19 protein-coding genes and 3 pseudogenes are annotated in these 23,830 nt (G+C 37.0%); 12 read left to right on the top strand and 10 right to left on the bottom strand.

Annotation, left to right across the window (positions count from 1 at the left end; translation table 11 throughout):
• The first annotated feature begins 87 nt into the window (after window positions 1-87).
• Both ABWU71_RS04020 and ABWU71_RS04015 read left to right on the top strand, forming a co-directional pair.
• Complete coding sequence (locus ABWU71_RS04020) at window positions 88-2,115, top strand: hypothetical protein (RefSeq protein WP_353284081.1); 2,028 nt, start codon at window positions 88-90, stop codon at window positions 2,113-2,115.
• A gap of 33 nt (window positions 2,116-2,148) precedes the next feature.
• Window positions 2,149-3,008, top strand: a protein-coding gene (locus ABWU71_RS04015) for an IS630 family transposase (protein ID WP_353284076.1) whose coding sequence is annotated in 2 segments (ribosomal slippage) — window positions 2,149-2,473 and window positions 2,473-3,008 — 861 coding nt in all. Because the reading frame shifts where the segments join, the coding sequence is not laid out codon by codon here.
• Window positions 3,009-3,033: 25 nt separating this feature from the next.
• Here ABWU71_RS04015 and ABWU71_RS04010 read toward each other — a convergent pair.
• Complete coding sequence (locus ABWU71_RS04010; RefSeq protein ID WP_353284080.1) at window positions 3,034-3,582, bottom strand: hypothetical protein; 549 nt, start codon at window positions 3,580-3,582, stop codon at window positions 3,034-3,036.
• Window positions 3,583-3,707: 125 nt separating this feature from the next.
• Between ABWU71_RS04010 and ABWU71_RS04005 the strand changes: the two genes are divergently transcribed.
• The 3 genes from ABWU71_RS04005 (at window position 3,708) to typA (ending at window position 7,427) form a co-directional block, all read left to right on the top strand.
• Window positions 3,708-4,892 (top strand): dicarboxylate/amino acid:cation symporter, encoded by a 1,185-nt coding sequence (locus tag ABWU71_RS04005; protein ID WP_353284079.1) that lies wholly within the window; start codon window positions 3,708-3,710, stop codon window positions 4,890-4,892.
• Window positions 4,893-4,895: 3 nt separating this feature from the next.
• Window positions 4,896-5,492, top strand: a complete 597-nt coding sequence (gene pyrE / locus ABWU71_RS04000; protein ID WP_353284078.1) for an orotate phosphoribosyltransferase — start codon at window positions 4,896-4,898, stop codon at window positions 5,490-5,492.
• Between the two features lie 105 nt (window positions 5,493-5,597).
• Entirely contained in the window at window positions 5,598-7,427 is a 1,830-nt protein-coding gene (typA, locus tag ABWU71_RS03995) for a translational GTPase TypA (protein WP_353284077.1), read from the top strand.
• Between the two features lie 673 nt (window positions 7,428-8,100).
• On the opposite strand, the pseudogene ABWU71_RS03990 reads toward typA, so the two are convergent.
• From ABWU71_RS03990 to ABWU71_RS03970, 5 genes and pseudogenes are all read right to left on the bottom strand, one after another.
• Window positions 8,101-8,424 (bottom strand): annotated as a pseudogene (locus tag ABWU71_RS03990) (transposase); the annotation flags it as partial.
• 27 nt (window positions 8,425-8,451) lie between these two features.
• Window positions 8,452-9,311 (bottom strand): IS630 family transposase gene (locus ABWU71_RS03985; RefSeq protein ID WP_353284076.1). Its coding sequence is split into 2 segments (ribosomal slippage): window positions 8,452-8,987 and window positions 8,987-9,311, totalling 861 coding nucleotides; the frame shifts between segments, so codons are not numbered across the junction.
• A 250-nt stretch (window positions 9,312-9,561) separates the two neighbouring features.
• Window positions 9,562-10,881: a hypothetical protein gene (locus tag ABWU71_RS03980; RefSeq protein ID WP_353284074.1), complete on the bottom strand. Its 1,320-nt coding sequence runs from the start codon at window positions 10,879-10,881 to the stop codon at window positions 9,562-9,564.
• 19 nt (window positions 10,882-10,900) lie between these two features.
• A complete protein-coding gene (locus ABWU71_RS03975; RefSeq protein ID WP_007549698.1) occupies window positions 10,901-11,131 on the bottom strand; it encodes a hypothetical protein in 231 nt (76 codons plus the stop codon).
• A gap of 93 nt (window positions 11,132-11,224) precedes the next feature.
• Window positions 11,225-12,094, bottom strand: coding sequence for a hypothetical protein (locus tag ABWU71_RS03970; RefSeq protein ID WP_353284075.1), 870 nt, complete (start codon window positions 12,092-12,094; stop codon window positions 11,225-11,227).
• Window positions 12,095-12,449: 355 nt separating this feature from the next.
• Here ABWU71_RS03970 and ABWU71_RS03965 point away from each other — a divergent pair, with 355 nt between their 5' ends.
• The 7 genes and pseudogenes from ABWU71_RS03965 (at window position 12,450) to ABWU71_RS03935 (ending at window position 18,733) form a co-directional block, all read left to right on the top strand.
• Complete coding sequence (locus tag ABWU71_RS03965) at window positions 12,450-13,751, top strand: hypothetical protein (protein ID WP_353284893.1); 1,302 nt, start codon at window positions 12,450-12,452, stop codon at window positions 13,749-13,751.
• Between the two features lie 93 nt (window positions 13,752-13,844).
• Window positions 13,845-14,075, top strand: coding sequence for a hypothetical protein (locus ABWU71_RS03960; protein ID WP_007549698.1), 231 nt, complete (start codon window positions 13,845-13,847; stop codon window positions 14,073-14,075).
• 19 nt (window positions 14,076-14,094) lie between these two features.
• Window positions 14,095-15,414, top strand: coding sequence for a hypothetical protein (locus ABWU71_RS03955; RefSeq protein WP_353284074.1), 1,320 nt, complete (start codon window positions 14,095-14,097; stop codon window positions 15,412-15,414).
• Window positions 15,415-15,734: 320 nt separating this feature from the next.
• The gene (locus ABWU71_RS03950) at window positions 15,735-16,208 is read left to right on the top strand and encodes a hypothetical protein (protein ID WP_353284073.1); all 474 of its coding nucleotides are present in this window, start codon (window positions 15,735-15,737) and stop codon (window positions 16,206-16,208) included.
• Window positions 16,209-16,239: 31 nt separating this feature from the next.
• Window positions 16,240-16,711, top strand: a pseudogene (locus ABWU71_RS03945) (IS5 family transposase); the annotation flags it as partial.
• A 62-nt stretch (window positions 16,712-16,773) separates the two neighbouring features.
• Window positions 16,774-17,633, top strand: a pseudogene (locus tag ABWU71_RS03940) (IS630 family transposase).
• Between the two features lie 101 nt (window positions 17,634-17,734).
• Window positions 17,735-18,733 carry a pyruvate dehydrogenase complex E1 component subunit beta gene (locus ABWU71_RS03935; RefSeq protein WP_353284847.1) on the top strand — a complete coding sequence of 333 codons (999 nt, stop codon included), beginning with the start codon at window positions 17,735-17,737 and terminating at the stop codon, window positions 18,731-18,733.
• On the opposite strand, the gene ABWU71_RS03930 is transcribed toward ABWU71_RS03935, so the two are convergent.
• The 4 genes from ABWU71_RS03930 to ABWU71_RS03915 all read right to left on the bottom strand — a co-directional run bounded on the left by ABWU71_RS03930 (window position 18,709) and on the right by ABWU71_RS03915 (window position 23,795).
• Complete coding sequence (locus ABWU71_RS03930) at window positions 18,709-19,089, bottom strand: TrbC/VirB2 family protein (protein ID WP_353284846.1); 381 nt, start codon at window positions 19,087-19,089, stop codon at window positions 18,709-18,711. The genes ABWU71_RS03935 and ABWU71_RS03930 overlap by 25 nt on opposite strands.
• Before the next feature lie 219 nt (window positions 19,090-19,308).
• Window positions 19,309-20,168 (bottom strand): IS630 family transposase gene (locus ABWU71_RS03925; RefSeq protein WP_353284076.1). Its coding sequence is split into 2 segments (ribosomal slippage): window positions 19,309-19,844 and window positions 19,844-20,168, totalling 861 coding nucleotides; the frame shifts between segments, so codons are not numbered across the junction.
• 605 nt (window positions 20,169-20,773) lie between these two features.
• Entirely contained in the window at window positions 20,774-22,570 is a 1,797-nt protein-coding gene (gene lepA, locus ABWU71_RS03920) for a translation elongation factor 4 (protein WP_353284845.1), read from the bottom strand.
• 103 nt (window positions 22,571-22,673) lie between these two features.
• Window positions 22,674-23,795, bottom strand: coding sequence for a hypothetical protein (locus tag ABWU71_RS03915; protein WP_353284844.1), 1,122 nt, complete (start codon window positions 23,793-23,795; stop codon window positions 22,674-22,676).
• Between the last annotated feature and the right edge of the window lie 35 nt (window positions 23,796-23,830).

Here is a 23,830-nt window from a genome sequence, read left to right as displayed (position 1 = left end):
AAGGTTCCTGCGATTGAGTCGAGATTAAAATTATTGATTTTCTTGATTCATAGGTTATTTAAAGTAGGTCGAGCAAGCGATTATGGTGTGTTATCTATAAACTTTGGGCGACACTGGTCGGGGGAGGATAATCATGTTCTTTTAAGTTATGGAGACAAACGTAAAGGCGAAAAGTGTATCTGCATAAGTTTTCAACATGGAATAGAGTTTGATGATGATCAAAAAATATTGGGTTTTCTTGAAGGTCAATTTGAGTTTTTTTTAAAATTGGTTGAAAGAGAAAAAAAAGAAGTGGAATATTTTGTCATTAGTACTAGTGATGATATTGTAGAATGTAAGCGACTTAAAGGTCGTGGTATGGATCTTAAAATTTTAAAAGATTTTCTTTCCCAGGGACCTAATGATAGGTATTATCAATTTACGGAAGAAGAAGAGAAACTTTTAGGTCAAGAGGACTCTCTGATCGCAAAATATGGTAAGAAAGAATTGGTGAGAGAGTTTAAAAAAAAACTGGTATTCAAGTCACATAATAAAGATCTAGAAAGCATTATTAAAAATGAAGGAGGAGATTACTGCGAATGTGAGGAAGTAATGTTACGTTGGTTAGAAAGCTTTGAAGGAACAAGTCTTGATATAAAAAAAGCGGAAAGTTATTTAGAACGTATCAAAAACAAAGAAAACACTCAATCTACTTATAAAACAGCTGGAGAAGATATCAAGCAAATCAGTTCTTTTGCTAAATTGGTAGTTGATCAACAAGGAGTAAGAGTTTTTAAAATTTTTAAAGGTTTTTTGTGTAGCGAAGGAATTGATAAGTTTAAAATTTTATCTAGTAGTGATATTTACAGAGAAGTATCGAGTATTTTGCGTAAGATAGGGACAGATCCTATTAAGATCTTTAACACATTATATGGTAAATTGTTTTCTGAGGATGGACAAGAGGGGGAGTTTCTAAAAAAGCTCAAAAAGGTGGGTATTTCACTAGGTGATATATCCGGTATGTTACATACAGCAGGAGCAGAAGCTCCTGAGGCTTTAGAGGGATTATATAACAAGCTAATTGGTGGACAGATTATACATAATGGAAAATGCATAACTCGTTTAGAGTTTTTAAAAGACGCAGGGATAATGGGAAGTGTATCTTCCATGTTAAGCGGATCAGGAAAGGAAGCTCCTGAGGCTTTAGAAGATATGATCACTACACTCACTAAAATAATAAAGATTGAAGGGGAAAAAGTACAGATTAACGGAGAAGACACAACTTACTTAAAGTTTTTAAAAGACGCAGGGATAATGAGTAATGTATCTTCCATGTTAAGCAGATCAGGAAAGAAAGCTCCTGAGGCTTTAGAGGTATTATGTAAAAAGCTAATTGGGAAAGAGATTCTACATCGCAAAAAAAATATAACTTATTTAAAGTTTTTGAAAGAAAATGGCATAGTCAGTAATGTGTCAGATATGTTACATGCAGCGGAAGCAAACGCTCCTGAGGCTTTAGAGGTATTATGTAAAAAGCTAATTAATGGACAGATTCTACATAATGGAGAACACATAACTTATTTAAAGTTTTTGAAAGACAATGGCATAATCAGTAATGTGCCAAATATGTTACATGCAGCGGAAGCAAACGCTCCTGAGGCTTTAGAGGAGCTGATCATTGCACTTGCTAGCCCAGTACAGATTAATGGAAAAAAAACAACTTGTTTAAAATTTTTAAAGGACAACGGCATATTAAAAGTTGCATTTTCGATGTTAGGTAAAGTAAAACCAAGGGGTTTTGGAGCTTTAGCAACGCTTTGCTGTGAATTTGGCAAAGAAGTTCCCGGTGAAGGAGAGACCTATGTAGAAGCCTTTTATAGAAGGGGAATACTGCATGGTAATATATTAAATGGTTATGAAGGTCAAGAAGATTTTGAAAACTTCTTCAGATCAAAGAAAATTAATGATGAAATTAAAAATCAAAAATGTTCTTTATGGAACGGGAGGTATTCTAGTATTGTTCAGAGCTTATGTAAGTCACTTATATCACATAATAAACATATTTGGTTGTTTTTTGTGCAAAACAATATAGTCACAAACGTGACTATAGCTCTTTTCATAGAAGTCCGGATGTGATAAGATAAGGATAGACGATGATAAGGAGGTTGAGTGCCAGCAGCATATAGTTATGACTTAAGGAAAAAAGCAATGGAAGCGCTAGAGGAGGGAGGAAGCAGAGAAACAGTGGCAGCAAGATTTAAAATTGGACGAACTACTTTATGGGAGTGGCAGCAAAGAAGAAAAGAAACAGGAGACTTTCAATCAAAAAAACTTGGAAATGGAGGTTACAATCACAAAATCACCGACTGGGATGCCTTTGCTAAATTTGCCAGAGAAAACGGAGGAAAGACTCTGTCGGAAATGGCTAAACTTTGGGGCAACGTTAGTATCCAAACGATCCACCGAGCTCTCAGAAAAATTGGATTTACGCGCAAAAAAAGACATATGGATACAAGGAAAGAAACGAAGAAAAACGTGCTGAATTCTTAAAAATTATAGCAACAAAAGAACCAGAAAACTTAGTTTATATAGATGAGTCTGGCATTGATAACACAGAGGACTATCCATATGGGTATTGCCAGAAAGGACAGCGGTTTTATGGCCTAAAATCTGGAAAGAAAACTCAACGAATCAGTATGGTTGCAGCCTTAAGTAGAAGAAAGATAGTTGCTCCATTAACCTTTGAAGGCCACTGTAATATGGATGTTTTTAATGGATGGTTTGAGCAATTTTTGACACCGATCTTGGAACCTGGACAGACTGTCATTCTTGACAATGCTACTTTTCATAAGTCTGGTAAGATTATCGAGCTTGCTAGAGGAGTTGGTGCAGAAATTTTGTATCTGCCGCCGTATTCTCCAGATTTCAACAAAATTGAGCATCATTGGTTTGCTATAAAAAACAGAGCTAGGAAAAACATTCCTCTATTCGAATCCTTTCGTCGTGCTGTTGATTCTGCCTTCCTATGACCTGTTCGGACTATTATGAGAAATGCTATACTTTCTCAGCTATAGGCATTATTACATAATTCGTTGCAGAGAAGCTTATAACTGGTACTATACCCCCGATTATTCCTAGCATTAAAGCTCCTGACACCATTGCACCAGGCAAAGTGGCATTTGCAGCTATACTAGCAACAACTCTGATTGCAGCACTAGTGGCCCAGAAGCTCAAAAAAAACAAAACTACTCCACAATAGCCATTACCAAATTTAGATAACATTTCTTCGTGCACTTTTTTTGGTCTACCGGCGAGTACAAGATTACTTGCAACAAACACTATTGGCCCTACTAAAGACCCACAGAAAAGAACTTCTACTACTCGAAGTGATAAAGTTACGGAACCTAATCTAGAACCTACAGAAGCCCCCGATGTACTACCTATTATTGCTAAGAGCACATGAAACAATATAAATTCCTTATTTTCTTTAAGTTTTTCATGTTTTTTAAGCTCTTCATATTTTTTAAGCTCTTCATATTTTTTAAGCTCTTCACGTTTTTTAAGCTCTTCACGTTTTTTAAGGTTTTCACGTTCTGTATACATATTACCCCCATATTCAGTTACAAGTTAAGTATTAACATTTTGCCTAATTTGCAAGACTTTTTATATCAATCTGATTCCAAAACAGCAAAATTGTTGTATAATGTTACTTTGAAGTTTTATTTTCAATGCACAAGTTTGCAATACTCTTTTCTATACTGCTTGCAATAGTTGCTTACTACCTAAACAATGAAATCATATTTGAAATAGCAAAGCTATTTAGTGATATCTTTATCAGCTTGCTCAAATTAATAAGTCTACCTCTGGTTTTTTTATCCATAGTTTCCACAATTTCCGGGCTCAAAGACTCAATTGAAATCAAAGTCTTAGTTAAGAAAACACTATTTTATACTCTGCTTACAACTATTATAGCTGCATTTGTTGCATTATCGTTTTATTTGTTAATAGATCCAGCAAGAAAAAATTTCATAAGTGATACAATAGGGAGTATTAGCAGCAATAACCACAGTTATTTTTCATATTTAAAATCACTCATTCCTTCGAATTTTGTGCAAGTTTTTCTTGAAAATAATATGATTGGTAGCATATTAATCGCTTTTTTGATGGGTGGAGCTATTGTTTCACTTTCAAAAGAAAAGCAGGATATATTATATCAAGTATTCTCTGCACTTTTTGATACGCTACTTAAAATTGCTCAAGGATTATTAAAATTTATTCCGCTTGCTGTTTGGTCTTTTATTACATGTTTTTTGCATGAATTAAAAGGCGGTAGTGAGTTCTACAATCTTTTATGGTACTTTGTTTGCATAATGTCTGCAAATTTTGTGCAGGCATTTCTGATTTTACCGCTACTTATGTGGTATAAAGGCATATCACCAATTCAAACGCTGAAAGGGGTTATGCCGGCACTCACACTTGCGTTTTTTTCTAAATCATCCAGTGCAACATTGCCAACAACTATAGAGTGTGTGCAGAACAAGCTAAAGGTGCCAAAGAAATTATCGTCTTTTATTTTACCAATATGCACAACAATTAATATGAATGCATGTGCTGCATTTATACTAATCACTGTAATGTTTGTTGCAGAAATGAACGGATACGTATTTTCCTTAAGCGAAATGTTGATATGGATTTTTTTAGCTACAGGGGCTGCAATTGGTAACGCTGGAGTGCCGATGGGGTGCTATTTTATGGCAACCAGTTATCTCATGTCGATGAATGTTCCTCTGCATATTATGGGACTGATTTTGCCTATTTATACAATCATCGATATGTTTGAAACTGCAATAAACGTGTGGTCTGATGTTTGTATCACTCAGATAATTAATAAAGAATGTAATAGTGAAACTTAAAAAATGATATTAGACGAAAATAACCTAATAATAAAAGAATTTAAAGAAGCAGAAGCAATTTTGCATGGGCATTTTGTTTTATCATCCAGGCTGCATAGTGACACATACATACAGTGTGCGAAGATTTTTGAAAATCCAAGCAGAGCCATGAAAGTTTGCGCATTATTAGCAGATAAAATAAAAAAAGAATTAAATAGCTCCATAGATTTAATATTATCTCCTGCAATTGGTGGAATAATTGTGGGTTATGAGATTGGCAGGCAGCTTGGAATAAAGACAATGTTTTGCGAGCGTGTTAATGGCAAGTTTGAATTACGCCGTGGATTTAAGATCAAAAATGGTGAGAAAATATTACTTATCGAGGATGTGATAACCACAGGAAAATCTTCACTTGAAGCAGTGGAATGTGCAGAAGGGGAAGGAGGTAAAGTTGTTGCTGAAGCTTCTTTGATAAAGAGAAATAGCGAAACGAAACTGCCTTTTCCTGTCATATCTTTGATTGAACTGAACATCAAAAACTACAGCGAGGAAGAACTTCCAAGTGAATTAAAACAACTACCCATAACAAAACCTGGGAGTAGAGAATATTTAACAAAGTAATCCTATAATATCTTGGAAACACAGCATTTATACACAGCTTTAGTTATTTACTCCAAGTGTATTTTATGTATACTTATTACTAAATTAATTTTGAAATGATAGAAAATGAACGAATTTAAATCGATCCGAAATATAGCAATAATCGCACACGTTGACCACGGTAAAACTACTTTACTTGATAACATGTTAAAACAAAGTGGCACGTTCCGCGAGAATCAAGAAGTTCAAGAACGAGTGATGGATAGTGGTGATCAAGAGCGTGAACGCGGAATTACAATACTTGCAAAATGTACATCAATAATGTGGGGCGATGAAAAGATCAATATTGTTGATACGCCAGGGCACGCGGACTTTGGTGGGGAAGTGGAAAGGGTGTTGTGCATGGCAGATGGTGTGTTGCTGTTGGTTGACGCTGCAGAAGGTCCCATGCCACAAACAAAATTTGTGCTCTCAAAAGCACTAAAAGCAAATTTGAAGCCAATTGTGATAATCAATAAGGTCGACCGACCAGACAGCAGAATTGATGAAGTATTAAATGAAATATATGAGTTATTTTTTAACCTTGATGCAACCAACGAGCAGCTAGATTTTCCAGTGTTGTATGCTTCAGGTAGAAATGGCTGGTGTGCTAAGGAGCTTTCTGATGAAAGAAAAGATTTAAGCCCATTATTTTCAACGGTTATAGATTATATAAAACCTTCTGTTTATGATCAAAATGCACCTTTTGCTATGTTGGTCACTCTACTTGAGTCTGATAAGTTTCTTGGCAGAATATTGACAGGAAAGGTTTATCAGGGCGTTGCAAAAGTCAATTCAGATCTTAAGGTGCTTGACCTCGATGGTAAAGTAGTCGAGCGAGGAAGATTAACTAAGTTGCTCTCATTTTCTGGCTTGAAACGTATTCCAGTAGAACAAGCTGTGGCGGGAGACATAATTGCAATTGCAGGACTTGAGGAAGCTTCGGTTTCAGATACTATAGCGGCGCCAGAAGTTACAACTGCAGTAAGCTCAACTCCAGTTGATCCGCCGACAATGGCGATTACTCTGAGCGTTAATGATTCACCTTTTGCTGGGCAAGAAGGTACAAAGCTTACTTCAACTGCTATAAAGGATCGCTTATACGCGGAAGCAGAAACAAATGTTGCAATTACTGTGACTTTGGCACCAAGCGGTGAAGCATTTGAAGTAGGTGGACGCGGTGAGTTGCAGCTTGGAGTGTTAATTGAAAATATGAGAAGGGAGGGTTTTGAGCTTTCTGTATCACGCCCTCGCGTGTTATTTAAAGAAGAAGGCGGTAAAAAACTTGAACCTATAGAGGAAGTAGTAATTGATGTAGATGATGAATATAGTGGAATCATCATGGAAAAACTCAGCTTCCGAAAAGGTGAAGTGACTGACATAAGACCTTCTGGTAATGGCAGGACAAGATTAACGTTTTTAGTGCCATCAAGAGGATTAATTGGTTATCAAGGAGAGTTTTTAACTGATTCTCGTGGCACAGGCATAATTAACCGTTTATTTCACAGTTATGCTCCACGTAGAGGTCCAATTTCTGGAAGGCGCAATGGAGTTTTAATTTCTACAGATAAGGGTGAGGCTGTGGCATATGCAATTTTCAATTTGCAAGACAGGGGAATTATGTTTATTAAGCCACAGGATAAGGTATATTGTGGTATGGTTGTCGGCCAGCACAGCCGTGACAATGATTTGGAGATAAATGTGTTAAAGGGTAAGCAATTAACAAACGTAAGAGCTTCAGGTAGTGATGAAGCTATAAAGCTCACTCCTCCAAAGATAATGACACTGGAGGATATGATAGCATATATAGATGATGATGAATTGGTGGAAGTAACTCCAAAATCTATACGTTTACGCAAGAAATTCCTTGATCCAAATGAACGTAAGCGTGCAGGAAGAGCAAAAAATAAGGAGTAATCAGAGGTTGAACATTTGCGAAAAATAGTGTACAATTATTCGTCTCCTAATTGTGTTTAATTATGGGTGCGCCAAGTAAGCGTTTAGAATACAGTTGGTGAAAATCCAACTTAGGCAAAGTCTAGCCAACAGCCTAGAACAGACCATTATGCTGCGTGAGGTAACGAGCGTAGTAAAGCTAATGGAATGGACAATATAGGGTGCAATGAAAATGAAGGTATTGAGTTCAGAAATAAAAATGAAGTGATGGAGGTCGACATTTTCCATAAAATGGAAGGCAGTATGGAGGGTAACAATAAGGCAAGTTATCACTCACTCTATCGGGATCAGAGGCCGTGTCATGTATTGAAATGGATTCTAAATGAACTTGGGAGATCCTTTGTATTCCTACTAAGGTACGCTGGAACAAGTCAACAAAGGCGAGGACTAACGGAAGATGCAAAGGAAGTCGGACTGATTGATAGTACTCAGAGTGTCACATACAAGGGGAAGCGGTCAGCAATATAGCAACTGGAATAGGGATTGCAATACTGATACAACAGAGATTGGAGGAATATGCAAGAAAAACTAAACCAGATAGCGGTAAGAGCGAAGCAAGATAAGCGGGTAAAATTTACATCGCTAATACACCTTATCAATGAGGAGAATCTTGCAGAGTGTTATAAGAGCCTGTTCATAATCTTTTCAGAAGTAAGGCAGTGAAAGCCAGAACGACCATTTGTAGGCTAGTATTGAGTTTTCGCTCACAATTTTTCCACAATCTTCTACATTTTTCTAACCAAGCAAAAGATCGCTCCACAACCCATCTTTTGGGCAATACAACAAAGGAATGTAATTCATTTCTTTTTATCACTTCAACGGTTGCACCAATAATCGTTTTTATTTGAGTTGCAAAATTCTCTCCAGTATAGCCTGCATCAACCAGTACATTTTTAACTCCCGAGAGGTTTTCTTTTGCATTTTCGACCATTCTCACAGCACTGCTACGGTCAGTTATAGCATTTCTCATAATAGTCCGAACAGGTCATAAGAAGGCAGAATCAACAGCACGACGAAAGGATTCGAATAGAGGAATGTTTTTCCTAGCTCTGTTTTTTATAGCAAACCAATGATGCTCAATTTTGTTGAAATCTGGAGAATACGGCGGCAGATACAAAATTTCTGCACCAACTCCTCTAGCAAGCTCGATAATCTTACCAGACTTATGAAAAGTAGCATTGTCAAGAATGACAGTCTGTCCAGGTTCCAAGATCGGTGTCAAAAATTGCTCAAACCATCCATTAAAAACATCCATATTACAGTGGCCTTCAAAGGTTAATGGAGCAACTATCTTTCTTCTACTTAAGGCTGCAACCATACTGATTCGTTGAGTTTTCTTCCCAGATTTTAGGCCATAAAACCGCTGTCCTTTCTGGCAATACCCATATGGATAGTCCTCTGTGTTATCAATGCCAGACTCATCTATATAAACTAAGTTTTCTGGTTCTTTTGTTGCTATAATTTTTAAGAATTCAGCACGTTTTTCTTCGTTTCTTTCCTTGTATCCATATGTCTTTTTTTGCGCGTAAATCCAATTTTTCTGAGAGCTCGGTGGATCGTTTGGATACTAACGTTGCCCCAAAGTTTAGCCATTTCCGACAGAGTCTTTCCTCCGTTTTCTCTGGCAAATTTAGCAAAGGCATCCCAGTCGGTAATTTTGTGATTGTAACCTCCATTTCCAAGTTTTTTTGATTGAAAGTCTCCTGTTTCTTTTCTTCTTTGCTGCCACTCCCATAAAGTAGTTCGTCCAATTTTAAATCTTGCTGCCACTGTTTCTCTGCTTCCTCCCTCCTCTAGCGCTTCCATTGCTTTTTTCCTTAAGTCATAACTATATGCTGCTGGCACTCAACCTCCTTATCATCGTCTATCCTTATCTTATCACATCCGGACTTCTATGAAAAGAGCTATAACATTGATGGCAAAAAGTACGAATCCTCTGGCATACTTTCATCTCGTTTATCTATGTACGTGTATGAACTGGATGGCATGTCCGTTTGCTGAGAAGAAGTACTAGCCTGACCTATTTCCCCCAGCAGCAACTGAAACATCCTCCCTGTTTCTTCCTCTCTTTCTGACCATTGCCTGGGAGGCCCATCTAGTGCTCCATCGGGACTCCGCGTGGGGAGGGCTCCAATTGTATCTGTGACACCTTAGACGATGGCCCTGGACCACCGCTTGAAGACTGTGCACCAGAATCCTTAGGTTTCGGAGGTGAATTACTATCATAACCACTGTCTGTATCTTTTTTCCTTTGGTTGGGCGGTGTTCTTAGTCCACTCGGTCCTGCATGCATAGGAGAATTGAATGGCGACTGTGCAGGCGACAATGCTTGAAAACGAAGCTCAGGATCAATCTCTATTTGACCATCTTTGTTGATTACAGAATTTTCTATAATTACAGGAATTAAAAGAGCAATCTGTCTATCGGAAAAAGCATATACCTCACCAAATTCATTTGACCGTGTGGCTTCAGTTTGACCTCTAATATTAGTTAAAATACCATGAGAAAACTTAGCATTAATCTTATCTGCCTCCATATGAGTTAGATACCTTAAATTATTACCCTCCTTGATCATAGGTATAAAAGCAAAGCGATCTCCATTACTTATCCTGTCTTCGCTAATAAAATTATCACGATAGTACCCACAAATTGATACCCCAGCTAAGCGAAAGATTAGCTCGCCCATAGCACCCTTGTAGCGCTCAGCCTTCACTTTCAAATTACCAACTCCTTGAAGATTAAAATTATACGCTGTCTTCTTTTTAGAAGTCTCTGTTACACTTCTTACAAAACCAATATTTTCAACGTCTTTAAAATATACTTTATTGTCATCAATATCATAGAAACCTGAGTAGTTATAACAATGCTTCTTTATTTGTTCTTGAAGTGCTCCTATAAAATACGTTTGCAGATTTGGACTATTAAACACAAGACATTTTATATAACCAGAGAACGAATCTACTTCTACCTGCCCTATACTTGCGTTTAAAATCTCTTCAATGTGTTTTTTACCAAGATGATGTTTTTCATCAATTGCTTTAATCACTTGGTTTTTCACGTCCAGTTTGAATTCCTCAGCAAAGTGCACCTTGAGATTAAAGATTACTCCAGAGTCTATAGGAACTGTAAGCTTAGTCATTCTTGTTTTCTTGTCATACTTTAACCATTTCTTATCAAATTGAAATGGAAAAGATCCAAGATCAAAAGCGTAACGCGCTACAGACTCATCAGAATAATATTCTCTTACTAAGTCTCTTGCCATCTGTGATAAGTACCTCTTTGCATAGCCCTTATCACAGTTAAACTTAACGACGATATTATCGCCCTCCACAACAAAATTAGTGTTGACTTTAGAGCCGTAATTACTAACGTTAAACGCATTAACCAGCTCCTTAACAAAATCTAAACTAGTCATAACCCCCCCTATTCAAATATTACTTTTTTTTATTACTACCTTGAGCACTCTCAACTTTAGCATCACTCATCCCTGTATAAGGATAGTTATAACACCTATCAAACTTACTAGGATCTTTATGCATGTCCGGTCCTCCACCCCCTGTTCCACGATTAGCTGCCATCCAAGCAGCAGAATCATACCCACCAGAGCCTACCTTAAAACGAGGATCCCCTTGTGAACTAGAGCTTGCTTGTTGTTTTTTATCCATAATACCCTCCGTTAATAAAAATATTATGTGATCTACATATTATAAATAAATCATAAGTGCAACAACTTTTTTGCATTTTTATAAATTTTTTTTTCATTTCCTTTTATAACCTCCCTTAGGCTGAACATTTATAGAATTAAGTTCTGATTCTGGTGAAATTTGATCCTGTCCAGCAAGTAATTCACCGCAAATTTTATCTATATCAATTGTTTCTTTGCCAATATTACCGCTATTTCTCATATTTTGCTCACCAACTGACCCTACTGTTGGTATCTCTTGTCTGCTGGCATCATTTTCCCATTGGCCTTTTTCACTAGACCGCCCTGTATCTCTAAAAATTACTGGCTCCTTCTTTGGAGCTTTCTGTTCAAGTGCAGGTTCAGTTTTCTTCGGTTCCTCCGGCTTCGTTTTTTTCTCTTCATTCACTTTTTCTGGTTTTTGTGAATTTTCATGATATCTTCTTTCAAGCTCAGCAAGACGCAATAGATGTTTCAAAGGATATGACGCAATTTCAAGATCTGGTTTGCTCAGAACAACTGGCCTTACAAATCCTGGTGAAACTTCAAAAAGGGAAACTGGCACTTTAGGTTTTTCTCTTTCATCTACCTTGATTTCTACGTCTTTACGAACTTCTTTAATTACTTCTTCCTTTAATGATGTTTTTTCTGCTTTTTTATCTTCTTTTTCTGTAGATGCCTCTACCGCAGCCGCCAACTCAACTCCAAACATTTCTGCGAACATTGTAACAATCCATCCGACAACGGCCATTTGTAACCTGAGTTTCAGATCTTGCAATGCAGTTAACCTTTCTAACGCCCTTGCAAACTCTGCTTCTGATAACTCACCACTGCCTAATTTTTCCTGCAATTCTTTTATCTCTTTGTCCAACCTCTGATTGAAACTTAAATCGCGTGCAAAAATCTTCTTGATTAACTCCTTAAGCTTGTCACGCAAAAACTTCATTATCGAGTGTAAATTATTTCAAATTGTGTCTAGCTGCAAGTATAATAATCTCCATTTATAGATAAAGTATGTTGCAAATGTTATGCCAAAGAGTATAATAAAATCTATATCAAATACTTTACAAGAAAAAGTGATGATAGAGGCAAAAACAAATATCAATAAGGATAATTTAAGAAAAGAGCATGCTAGAGTTTGAAGAAACAGCAAGAATAAAAAATATTATTGAAAGATTAAATGGCGTATGATATAGTATAGTGTAAAGATATAAATAATTTTATTGACATCTTTACATTAATAATTCTTAAATATTTAGTACTGTAGAATTAAATTATTAAGTTTTATGAAGGGAGTAAAAATGGTGGAAAGCTTTTCAGGTAACAACAGAGGCAGTAATTTTATTGAGGGGGCAAAAATAATGGAAAATTTTTCAGATAATAGCGGAAACGGTAGCTCGATCTTCCAAGGAAAAATCAGGGAGCAAGATTTCTCTGCAGAGCAGAAGTTAAATGAACTAAAAGCAGCCATAGAGGAGCTCACCAGACAAGATTTGCTCAGAAGGCTCGAGTGTGAGCGTCAGGCTTCTAGTTGTGTCGATGAAATATCATCTCAAGCAGAGCTACATATCGGAGAAGGTGATGGTAAGGGTTACTTCAATTGTGAAAAACCACTGGGAGATTTCTGGCATTTCTTTGAATCTCTCTTTAACCTTTTTGAAGTAGATGTAGATGATCCGAAAATCTACCAAATGCTTAAGGAGAAGAAAGAAAAAAATTGGCTTCTTTCGATAATGAAGTTTTTGCGTGACAAGCTTAAGGAGTTAATCAAGAAGATTTTTGCACGCGATTTAAGTTTCAATCAGAGGTTGGACAAAGAGATAAAAGAATTGCAGGAAAAATTAGGCAGTGGTGAGTTATCAGAAGCAGAGTTTGCAAGGGCGTTAGAAAGGTTAACTGCATTGCAAGATCTGAAACTCAGGTTACAAATGGCCGTTGTCGGATGGATTGTTACAATGTTCGCAGAAATGTTTGGAGTTGAGTTGGCGGCTGCGGTAGAGGCATCTACAGAAAAAGAAGATAAAAAAGCAGAAAAAACATCATTAAAGGAAGAAGTAATTAAAGAAGTTCGTAAAGACGTAGAAATCAAGGTAGATGAAAGAGAAAAACCTAAAGTGCCAGTTTCCCTTTTTGAAGTTTCACCAGGATTTGTAAGGCCAGTTGTTCTGAGCAAACCAGATCTTGAAATTGCGTCATATCCTTTGAAACATCTATTGCGTCTTGCTGAGCTTGAAAGAAGATATCATGAAAATTCACAAAAACCAGAAAAAGTGAATGAAGAGAAAAAAACGAAGCCGGAGGAACCGAAGAAAACTGAACCTGCACTTGAACAGAAAGCTCCAAAGAAGGAGCCAGTAATTTTTAGAGATACAGGGCGGTCTAGTGAAAAAGGCCAATGGGAAAATGATGCCAGCAGACAAGAGATACCAACAGTAGGGTCAGTTGGTGAGCAAAATATGAGAAATAGCGGTAATATTGGCAAAGAAACAATTGATATAGATAAAATTTGCGGTGAATTACTTGCTGGACAGGATCAAATTTCACCAGAATCAGAACTTAATTCTATAAATGTTCAGCCTAAGGGAGGTTATAAAAGGAAATGAAAAAAAAATTTATAAAAATGCAAAAAAGTTGTTGCACTTATGATTTATTTATAATATGTAGATCACATAATATTTTTATTAACGGAGGGTATTATGGATAAAAAACAACAAGCAAGCTCTAGTTCACAAGGGGATCCTCGTTTTAAGGTAGGCTCTGGTGGGTATGATTCTGCTGCTTGGATGGCAGCTAATCGTGGAACAGGGGGTGGAGGACCGGACATGCATAAAGATCCTAGTAAGTTTGATAGGTGTTATAACTATCCTTATACAGGGATGAGTGATGCTAAAGTTGAGAGTGCTCAAGGTAGTAATAAAAAAAAGTAATATTTGAATAGGGGGGGTTATGACTAGTTTAGATTTTGTTAAGGAGCTGGTTAATGCGTTTAACGTTAGTAATTACGGCTCTAAAGTCAACACTAATTTTGTTGTGGAGGGCGATAATATCGTCGTTAAGTTTAACTGTGATAAGGGCTATGCAAAGAGGTACTTATCACAGATGGCAAGAGACTTAGTAAGAGAATATTATTCTGATGAGTCTGTAGCGCGTTACGCTTTTGATCTTGGATCTTTTCCATTTCAATTTGATAAGAAATGGTTAAAGTATGACAAGAAAACAAGAATGACTAAGCTTACAGTTCCTATAGACTCTGGAGTAATCTTTAATCTCAAGGTGCACTTTGCTGAGGAATTCAAACTGGACGTGAAAAACCAAGTGATTAAAGCAATTGATGAAAAACATCATCTTGGTAAAAAACACATTGAAGAGATTTTAAACGCAAGTATAGGGCAGGTAGAAGTAGATTCGTTCTCTGGTTATATAAAATGTCTTGTGTTTAATAGTCCAAATCTGCAAACGTATTTTATAGGAGCACTTCAAGAACAAATAAAGAAGCATTGTTATAACTACTCAGGTTTCTATGATATTGATGACAATAAAGTATATTTTAAAGACGTTGAAAATATTGGTTTTGTAAGAAGTGTAACAGAGACTTCTAAAAAGAAGACAGCGTATAATTTTAATCTTCAAGGAGTTGGTAATTTGAAAGTGAAGGCTGAGCGCTACAAGGGTGCTATGGGCGAGCTAATCTTTCGCTTAGCTGGGGTATCAATTTGTGGGTACTATCGTGATAATTTTATTAGCGAAGACAGGATAAGTAATGGAGATCGCTTTGCTTTTATACCTATGATCAAGGAGGGTAATAATTTAAGGTATCTAACTCATATGGAGGCAGATAAGATTAATGCTAAGTTTTCTCATGGTATTTTAACTAATATTAGAGGTCAAACTGAAGCCACACGGTCAAATGAATTTGGTGAGGTATATGCTTTTTCCGATAGACAGATTGCTCTTTTAATTCCTGTAATTATAGAAAATTCTGTAATCAACAAAGATGGTCAAATAGAGATTGATCCTGAGCTTCGTTTTCAAGCATTGTCGCCTGCACAGTCGCCATTCAATTCTCCTATGCATGCAGGACCGAGTGGACTAAGAACACCGCCCAACCAAAGGAAAAAAGATACAGACAGTGGTTATGATAGTAATTCACCTCCGAAACCTAAGGATTCTGGTGCACAGTCTTCAAGCGGTGGTCCAGGGCCATCGTCTAAGGTGTCACAGATACAATTGGAGCCCTCCCCACGCGGAGTCCCGATGGAGCACTAGATGGGCCTCCCAGGCAATGGTCAGAAAGAGAGGAAGAAACAGGGAGGATGTTTCAGTTGCTGCTGGGGGAAATAGGTCAGGCTAGTACTTCTTCTCAGCAAACGGACATGCCATCCAGTTCATACACGTACATAGATAAACGAGATGAAAGTATGCCAGAGGATTCGTACTTTTTGCCATCAATGTTAACTTCTTTTCCACATGTTATAACTCCTTCAGTTCGTTAAGGAATACCGAGGAGACCAATTCTACTTACGACAAAGAATGATCAAAAGTCCTCAAGTCGTGAGTTTTCTGCACGTTCTCCATGTTTTGAAGATGTGAACATTTTGGGTATGAAATCTGAAGAACATGATAAAAGCGAGCAAGGGGCTTGCTCACAGGTGGGTGTGAGAGCATTGGAAGGTGCTCAGGCAGATGATGAAAGTATGCCAATAGAGATTCGGGATCAGCAAGTGAGATATAGGCCATCTGTGCCATACAGGCGCAGAGGTGAAATGACCTGTAGACCATCATCGATTCTTTTTCCTACAGCATGGAATAATTCAGTATTCTCAGATCTTGGGGTTTCTGAAGATTCTCCAAAAGATACGGAGAACATTTGTAATGAGGAACATAAAGAACAGAAAGTTATTGATAAAAGTGATCAAAAAAGTAGTGATGAGTGTTCTGAAGCAAAGTCACAAGAAAGTGAATCTCCGAAGAACCATGGGGGTGGTGTTCAAAAAATAAAAAGTTTCTTCTCTTCACTTTCTAAGCCTAAGAACCTGTACATGATCTCAAGAAAGGAATAAACTAAGAGATAATATATATAAGTTAGGATATATGAGGAGTTTATACCCAAGTGATATAAGTCGGGAAAGATTTGAGATTATGTTACCAGATCTAGAGTCCTGTAGAAAAAAAACAAAACCAAGAAAACTTGATTTGTATGATGTATTTTGTGGAGTGTTATACGTTCTGAAAAGCGGTTGTCAGTGGAGAATGCTACCAAAAGAGTTTCCAAAATGGCGCAATTGTTACGACTATTTTAAGAAGTGGAGTGAAAAACCAGATGCAGATAAAGAAAGTGTTCTGGAGCTGGTGTTAAAAAAAAATAGTTGGCGTGGTCCGACAAAACAATGGTCGGAAAGAAAAAACCAGCTTCTGCATAATTGATGCACAGAGTGTAAAAAATGCAGATACTGCTGAAGAAAAAGGCTATGATGCAGGCAAAAAGATTTCAGGAATAAAACGCCATATTGCAGTAGATACGCAAGGTTTGCCCCATGCAATTTATATAACAACAGCAGAGATATAGCTCTTTTCATAGAAGTCCGGATGTGATAAGATAAGGATAGACGACGATAAGGAGGTTGAGTGCCAGCAGCATATAGTTATGACTTAAGGAAAAAAGCAATGGAAGCGCTAGAGGAGGGAGGAAGCAGAGAAACAGTGGCAGCAAGATTTAAAATTGGACGAACTACTTTATGGGAGTGGCAGCAAAGAAGAAAAGAAACAGGAGACTTTCAATCAAAAAAACTTGGAAATGGAGGTTACAATCACAAAATCACCGACTGGGATGCCTTTGCTAAATTTGCCAGAGAAAACGGAGGAAAGACTCTGTCGGAAATGGCTAAACTTTGGGGCAACGTTAGTATCCAAACGATCCACCGAGCTCTCAGAAAAATTGGATTTACGCGCAAAAAAAGACATATGGATACAAGGAAAGAAACGAAGAAAAACGTGCTGAATTCTTAAAAATTATAGCAACAAAAGAACCAGAAAACTTAGTTTATATAGATGAGTCTGGCATTGATAACACAGAGGACTATCCATATGGGTATTGCCAGAAAGGATAGCGGTTTTATGGCCTAAAATCTGGAAAGAAAACTCAACGAATCAGTATGGTTGCAGCCTTAAGTAGAAGAAAGATAGTTGCTCCATTAACCTTTGAAGGCCACTGTAATATGGATGTTTTTAATGGATGGTTTGAGCAATTTTTGACACCGATCTTGGAACCTGGACAGACTGTCATTCTTGACAATGCTACTTTTCATAAGTCTGGTAAGATTATCGAGCTTGCTAGAGGAGTTGGTGCAGAAATTTTGTATCTGCCGCCGTATTCTCCAGATTTCAACAAAATTGAGCATCATTGGTTTGCTATAAAAAACAGAGCTAGGAAAAACATTCCTCTATTCGAATCCTTTCGTCGTGCTGTTGATTCTGCCTTCCTATGACCTGTTCGGACTATTATGAGAAATGCTATAATTTGTACACTTTACTTACCCCCAGTAATTCTGATATAGTTACTTTAGTTAAAGTCTATAAAAGTTTATAAATGGCAACCTTAAGTGTAAGAGAAGCTTTATGCACAGCAATTAGAGAAGAAATGCAAAACGACTCTGATGTGCTTATCATGGGTGAAGAAGTTGCAGAGTATGATGGTGCTTATAAAGTAACGAAAGGATTACTGAAAGAGTTTGGAGAAAACAGAGTAGTTGATACTCCTATTACCGAACATGGATTTGCTGGCCTTGCTGTTGGAGCGGCATTTGCTGGATTAAAGCCAATAGTCGAGTTTATGACTTTTAATTTTTCTATGCAAGCTATTGACCAAATTGTGAATTCCGCAGCAAAAACAAATTATATGTCAGGCGGACAACTTGGATGCCCTATAGTATTTCGTGGACCAAATGGCGCTGCAGCAAGAGTTGCTGCACAACACTCTCAATGCTTTGCATCTTGGTATTCGCATATACCGGGATTAAAAGTGATAGCACCTTATTTTGCCTCCGATTGCAGAGGTCTGCTTAAAGCTGCAATTCGTGATCCAGATCCAGTGATATTTCTAGAAAACGAGATAGCTTATGGACATGAGCATGAAGTTTATGACTCTGAGCTATCAAACAAAGATTATCTACTTGAGATAGGCAAAGCTGCTGTTATACGGGAAGGAAAGGATGTAACTATCACTGCTTTTTCATTAAAATTAATGGATGCCTTAAATGCAGCAGATTTACTTTCGAGTGAAGGTATAGAAGCTGAAGTTATTGACCTCAGAACCTTAAGACCACTTGACACTCAAACTGTTATTAACTCTATTCAGAAGACTAATAGGTTAGTTAGTGTAGAAGAAGGATGGCCATTTGCAGGAATAGGAGCAGAGCTGTCAGCCGTTGTTATGGAACAAGGATTTGACTACCTTGATGCTCCAGTTGTACGCGTAACTGGCAAGGACATCCCCTTACCTTACGCTGCAAATCTAGAAAAAAAAGCATTACCGCAAGTGGAAGATATAGTTGAAGCCGTACATCAGGTCTGTTTTAGAAAAAAATAGTTCTTTTTTGTGTCTCCTGTTCCACATTGGTCCATCAAAGAAGTATTTCCAGTGCCACCTATACCACCCATTACTTTTATGACGATAGTTTTAGCACCGAAAAATACAGCACAAAATATACCGAGTGCAAAAAGAGCTGGCCACGGCATTCTACCAAATATCGCAAGCAAAGCTGCACCTATTATCACTACGGTCATAAGCGGTCCGCCTATTCCCCAAACGTAGCCAATAATATTACATATTACTTGAGCAGTTGTATCGTCACTAGCTTTAGTATCAGCACTCCCAACATGAGAAAAAGAAATAAATAATACTATAAGAAAAATATTGAAAATTCTCTTGATTGTAGGATTCATCTCTATACCTTAAACTTAGATATTGTAATTATATCTAAAATAGTATAATTTTTAGTAAAACTAGCATAAAGATTGAATAACAAACGGTGCCACAAAAGTAGTTGATACACAACTGCACAAATATTGTAATATAGACATAGTAAACGATATTATTCCAGTGCTTGACGCTGGAATCCAGACTTTAATTGTTATAGCATTTCTCATAATAGTCCGAACAGGTCATAGGAAGGCAGAATCAACAGCACGACGAAAGGATTCGAATAGAGGAATGTTTTTCCTAGCTCTGTTTTTTATAGCAAACCAATGATGCTCAATTTTGTTGAAATCTGGAGAATACGGCGGCAGATACAAAATTTCTGCACCAACTCCTCTAGCAAGCTCGATAATCTTACCAGACTTATGAAAAGTAGCATTGTCAAGAATGACAGTCTGTCCAGGTTCCAAGATCGGTGTCAAAAATTGCTCAAACCATCCATTAAAAACATCCATATTACAGTGGCCTTCAAAGGTTAATGGAGCAACTATCTTTCTTCTACTTAAGGCTGCAACCATACTGATTCGTTGAGTTTTCTTTCCAGATTTTAGGCCATAAAACCGCTGTCCTTTCTGGCAATACCCATATGGATAGTCCTCTGTGTTATCAATGCCAGACTCATCTATATAAACTAAGTTTTCTGGTTCTTTTGTTGCTATAATTTTTAAGAATTCAGCACGTTTTTCTTCGTTTCTTTCCTTGTATCCATATGTCTTTTTTTGCGCGTAAATCCAATTTTTCTGAGAGCTCGGTGGATCGTTTGGATACTAACGTTGCCCCAAAGTTTAGCCATTTCCGACAGAGTCTTTCCTCCGTTTTCTCTGGCAAATTTAGCAAAGGCATCCCAGTCGGTGATTTTGTGATTGTAACCTCCATTTCCAAGTTTTTTTGATTGAAAGTCTCCTGTTTCTTTTCTTCTTTGCTGCCACTCCCATAAAGTAGTTCGTCCAATTTTAAATCTTGCTGCCACTGTTTCTCTGCTTCCTCCCTCCTCTAGCGCTTCCATTGCTTTTTTCCTTAAGTCATAACTATATGCTGCTGGCACTCAACCTCCTTATCATCGTCTATCCTTATCTTATCACATCCGGACTTCTATGAAAAGAGCTATATTCGCGGTATCTCATCAGCTAACAAGTAGCGGGATGACGGTTGTCGTTTAGCCATAAACATTAAGAAATTTACCAAATAAAAAAAAGGCACACGAAGCCCTAGTCATTGTCTATTTTCAGTATTGGCGTTTTTAAGTCTTAAACGCTGCAATTTAGCTGCTTTTAAATGCAACTAACCTTAGCTTTAATATTTAAGAAATTTACCAGGCAGAAAAAAAAGGCATAGAAAACCCGCAGTAGCTAGTTATTCACTCTCTATTTTAAAATTTGACTTTGGGTGATATCTTGAACGCTTTATAAGCGCGTTTCAGCTTATATAGGTAAAAACCTAGAAATTTGATAAAGACATAAGGTACACATAGTGCAAAAAATTAAGCATAGTACGCCAAATACAAGTTTTCTTGTCGTTTTAACCTGCACAGATTGGGAAGTTAAATAATATAGCTTCAGTTTCATGATAAGGGGGCTGGCGAAGGGTGTCAAGCAAGTTTTTTCGTTTCTAACGGTTGTTGCCAAAAACTATACAAGAAGTCTTTTAAGATCAATCACTTATCTTCAAGGCTTGAATAAAAGCATTCTGTGGAATATTTACGTTCCCTATAGAATGTAACCTTTTTTTACCCTTCTTTTGCTTTTCAAGTAGTTTCATTCTTCGCGTTACATCCCCACCATAGAGTTTAGCTGTTACATCTTTTCTGTATGGGTTAATCGTTTCTCTGGCAATAATTTTTCCGCCCACTGCCGCTTGAATCGCGATTTTATATTGCTGACGTGGTATTAAATCCTTCAAGCGTGCACATATTTCACGCCCCCTTTTTTCTGCCCTACTTTTGTGAACGATACAAGCCAGTGCATCTACGGGCTCTCCATTAATTAAAAAGCTTAATTTATCTATTTGGCTGACCAGATAGTTGGAAATTTCCCAATCTAAGCTTGCATATCCTTTGGAAATTGATTTTAATCGATCATAAAAGTCAAAAACAACTTCAGACAGTGGTAACTTATATCTTAACAATGCTGTTGTTGTGTTACCAATGTAAGATAAATCCTCCTGTTCTCCCCTCCTTTCTTCACATAGAGATAGAATCTCTCCCAAGTATTGATCAGGAACCATTATGGTTGCGGTAATCCATGGTTCTTCCACAATTTCAATTTTCGTTGGATCTGGCATATCACTTGGGTTATGAATATTCAAAACTTCACCACTTCGTGTTGTAACCCTATATATAACACTCGGTGCAGTTGCTGTTAGGTCTAAATCAAATTCTCTCTCGAGCCTTTCTTGAATAACTTCAAGATGCAACATTCCCAAAAAACCACAACGAAATCCATAGCCTAGCGCATTTGAAGTTTCAGCTTCGAAGGTAAAACTTGCATCATTTAAATGTAACTTTTCTAGAGCTTCCCTTAAATATTTAAAATCATCCGTTTTGTGAGGAAAAATGCTACAAAATACCACAGGATGCACTTCTTTAAATCCAGGAAGTGCTTCACTACAAGGTCTCTTTTCCTCAGTGATAGTGTCTCCTACCTTGCAGTCTGCTACTTCCTTCATTGAAGCAGTTATAAAACCAACTTCACCCGCTGAAAGTTCACTCGTCATAACTTTTTTAGGGGTGAAAATACCAATATTGTCCACTTGATATGTAGCATTATTAGACATCATAACAATTCTCATGCCTTTTTTTAGCACTCCATTTTTAACTCGCACTAAAATTACTACTCCTAAGTAAGTATCGTACCAACTATCAACCAAAATTGCTTGCAGTGGAGCATTTACATCACCTTGAGGAGCTGGAAGTTTTGCCACTATTGCTTCAAGTACATCTTTTATTCCAAGTCCAGTTTTTGCTGATATTAAAACTGACTCACTTGCGTCAATACCGATTATTTCCTCAACCTGGAGTTTTACCCCTTCTGGATCTGCAGCAGGAAGATCAACTTTATTGAGCACAACTATTATTTCATGGTTGTTGTCAATAGCTTTATATACATTTGCAAGGGTTTGTGCTTCAACGCCCTGGCTACTATCTACCACTAAAAGTGAACCTTCGCACGCTGCTAAGCTTCGACTTACCTCGTAAGAAAAGTCAACGTGACCTGGGGTATCCATGAGATTTAGGCAATATTGATTACCGTCATTTGCCGTATAATTGAGTTTTACCGTCTGTGCTTTAATTGTAATGCCACGTTCACGCTCTATATCCATTGAATCGAGTATTTGATTGATCATTTCTCTTGCTTCAAGGCCGTTACATTCCTCTATCAAACGGTCAGCAAGCGTTGACTTACCGTGGTCTATATGCGCTATTATTGCAAAATTTCTTATGTTGTTCATTGATGGCTATTTTACTTAAGTAGAACCATTTTACATTTTAAGTGTTGTGAGGGCAATTATTTATGTATATAGGAACTTCTTTCTTCTATAAGAAAATAATGCATTAGGCTTTACGACTACTGATGCGTTCCGCACCCTGACTAACTAATGATTGGTCAAGTTTGCTACTCACTTTACTCGAATCTTCATTCCTTTGCTGGCTACTCTGTTTGCATGTTTTTACTGCACTAGCAAGGCTTAGATAACGATCACCAACTTTAATCCTTACATCTTTATTTTTTTCCAAATCTTCATCGGCTGGTTTATCACCCACTATTTTAATACTGCCATCGTTATTAGCACTTAATGTAATGCTACGTTTTTCTTCACCTAAATACCAGTTAAACTGTATTCCATATTGAGCTATGGCACTTAAATCGTAGTACTTTACTTTATTATCTACATAGCCACTGATAATTTTTTCTTGATTGTCATTTAATACTGAGAAATCAACAATTTTGTTGTCTATAAAGAATTTAATATTTAAAAACTCACTTATTTTAATGTCTGTGTTTTCATTCTTATTATCTTGTAGTTTTATTATTGCACAAAGATTACCACTGGGAGTTTTCTCTATTGATACTGAATCAATAACACCATTTTCTATATATTTACCGAATTCTGCATTGGCTTTTTTCTCTAATTCACAGTATTCGTTTTCATTAGCATTGTCGTGATATTCGTTTACATCATTACCTTGACCTTGGTTCGTTGCACTTTGTGGCGGTTGCTGCTGTTGCATTTCTTCTAGCGCTTCTTTCATTTTTTTCTGAAGTGATATAGCTGCATCAAGTAATCTATATCTATTAGTACTAGCAATTTCTCTACGCACGTGACCATCACGAAGTAGCTCTAAAGCTTCCACCACTATGTTTAAGTTTTTATAAGCTGCTTTAATATTATACTTGCCACTCAAAGGCTCATTGTTAGCTAAAGAATGTTTCAAGCTATCCAAGCAATCATCTTGAACAATAGTACATTCTATTGCAAACCCTATACAGATATTCCTAAGCTTTTTTATTATTTCTTTTTCCCGACTGTGACCATTTTTAACTAGCTCCAGACTTTCTTTAATATCTTCAACTAGATTACCATACATAGGCAATTTTATTATCGACTTGTTCTGTATTGACTTATTTATTTCTTTCTCAATATCTTGAAGTTTTTTCAAAATTTCATCAGTCATATACTTCCCCTTATTAAATTACCTATATTATGATT

Origin of the sequence: Wolbachia endosymbiont (group A) of Lasioglossum fulvicorne, from assembly GCF_964028605.1 — a bacterium.
Classification (GTDB): domain Bacteria; phylum Pseudomonadota; class Alphaproteobacteria; order Rickettsiales; family Anaplasmataceae; genus Wolbachia.
Note: the sequence above shows the minus strand (reverse complement) of the source record. Positions and strands in the feature narration are given on the sequence as shown.

What these genes read in the sequence shown, in the direction of transcription:
- ABWU71_RS03970 (WP_353284075.1), bottom strand. Translation starts at nt 12,094, where the DNA reads ATGAAGTTTTTGCGTGACAAGCTTAAGGAGTTAATCAAGAAGATTTTT.
- ABWU71_RS04005 (WP_353284079.1), top strand. Translation starts at nt 3,708, where the DNA reads ATGCACAAGTTTGCAATACTCTTTTCTATACTGCTTGCAATAGTTGCT.
- ABWU71_RS03975 (WP_007549698.1), bottom strand. Translation starts at nt 11,131, where the DNA reads ATGGATAAAAAACAACAAGCAAGCTCTAGTTCACAAGGGGATCCTCGT.
- ABWU71_RS03965 (WP_353284893.1), top strand. Translation starts at nt 12,450, where the DNA reads ATGGTGGAAAGCTTTTCAGGTAACAACAGAGGCAGTAATTTTATTGAG.
- lepA (WP_353284845.1), bottom strand. Translation starts at nt 22,570, where the DNA reads ATGAACAACATAAGAAATTTTGCAATAATAGCGCATATAGACCACGGT.
- ABWU71_RS03960 (WP_007549698.1), top strand. Translation starts at nt 13,845, where the DNA reads ATGGATAAAAAACAACAAGCAAGCTCTAGTTCACAAGGGGATCCTCGT.
- ABWU71_RS03980 (WP_353284074.1), bottom strand. Translation starts at nt 10,881, where the DNA reads ATGACTAGTTTAGATTTTGTTAAGGAGCTGGTTAATGCGTTTAACGTT.
- ABWU71_RS03915 (WP_353284844.1), bottom strand. Translation starts at nt 23,795, where the DNA reads ATGACTGATGAAATTTTGAAAAAACTTCAAGATATTGAGAAAGAAATA.
- ABWU71_RS03955 (WP_353284074.1), top strand. Translation starts at nt 14,095, where the DNA reads ATGACTAGTTTAGATTTTGTTAAGGAGCTGGTTAATGCGTTTAACGTT.
- ABWU71_RS03930 (WP_353284846.1), bottom strand. Translation starts at nt 19,089, where the DNA reads ATGAATCCTACAATCAAGAGAATTTTCAATATTTTTCTTATAGTATTA.
- typA (WP_353284077.1), top strand. Translation starts at nt 5,598, where the DNA reads ATGAACGAATTTAAATCGATCCGAAATATAGCAATAATCGCACACGTT.
- ABWU71_RS04010 (WP_353284080.1), bottom strand. Translation starts at nt 3,582, where the DNA reads ATGTATACAGAACGTGAAAACCTTAAAAAACGTGAAGAGCTTAAAAAA.
- ABWU71_RS03935 (WP_353284847.1), top strand. Translation starts at nt 17,735, where the DNA reads ATGGCAACCTTAAGTGTAAGAGAAGCTTTATGCACAGCAATTAGAGAA.
- pyrE (WP_353284078.1), top strand. Translation starts at nt 4,896, where the DNA reads ATGATATTAGACGAAAATAACCTAATAATAAAAGAATTTAAAGAAGCA.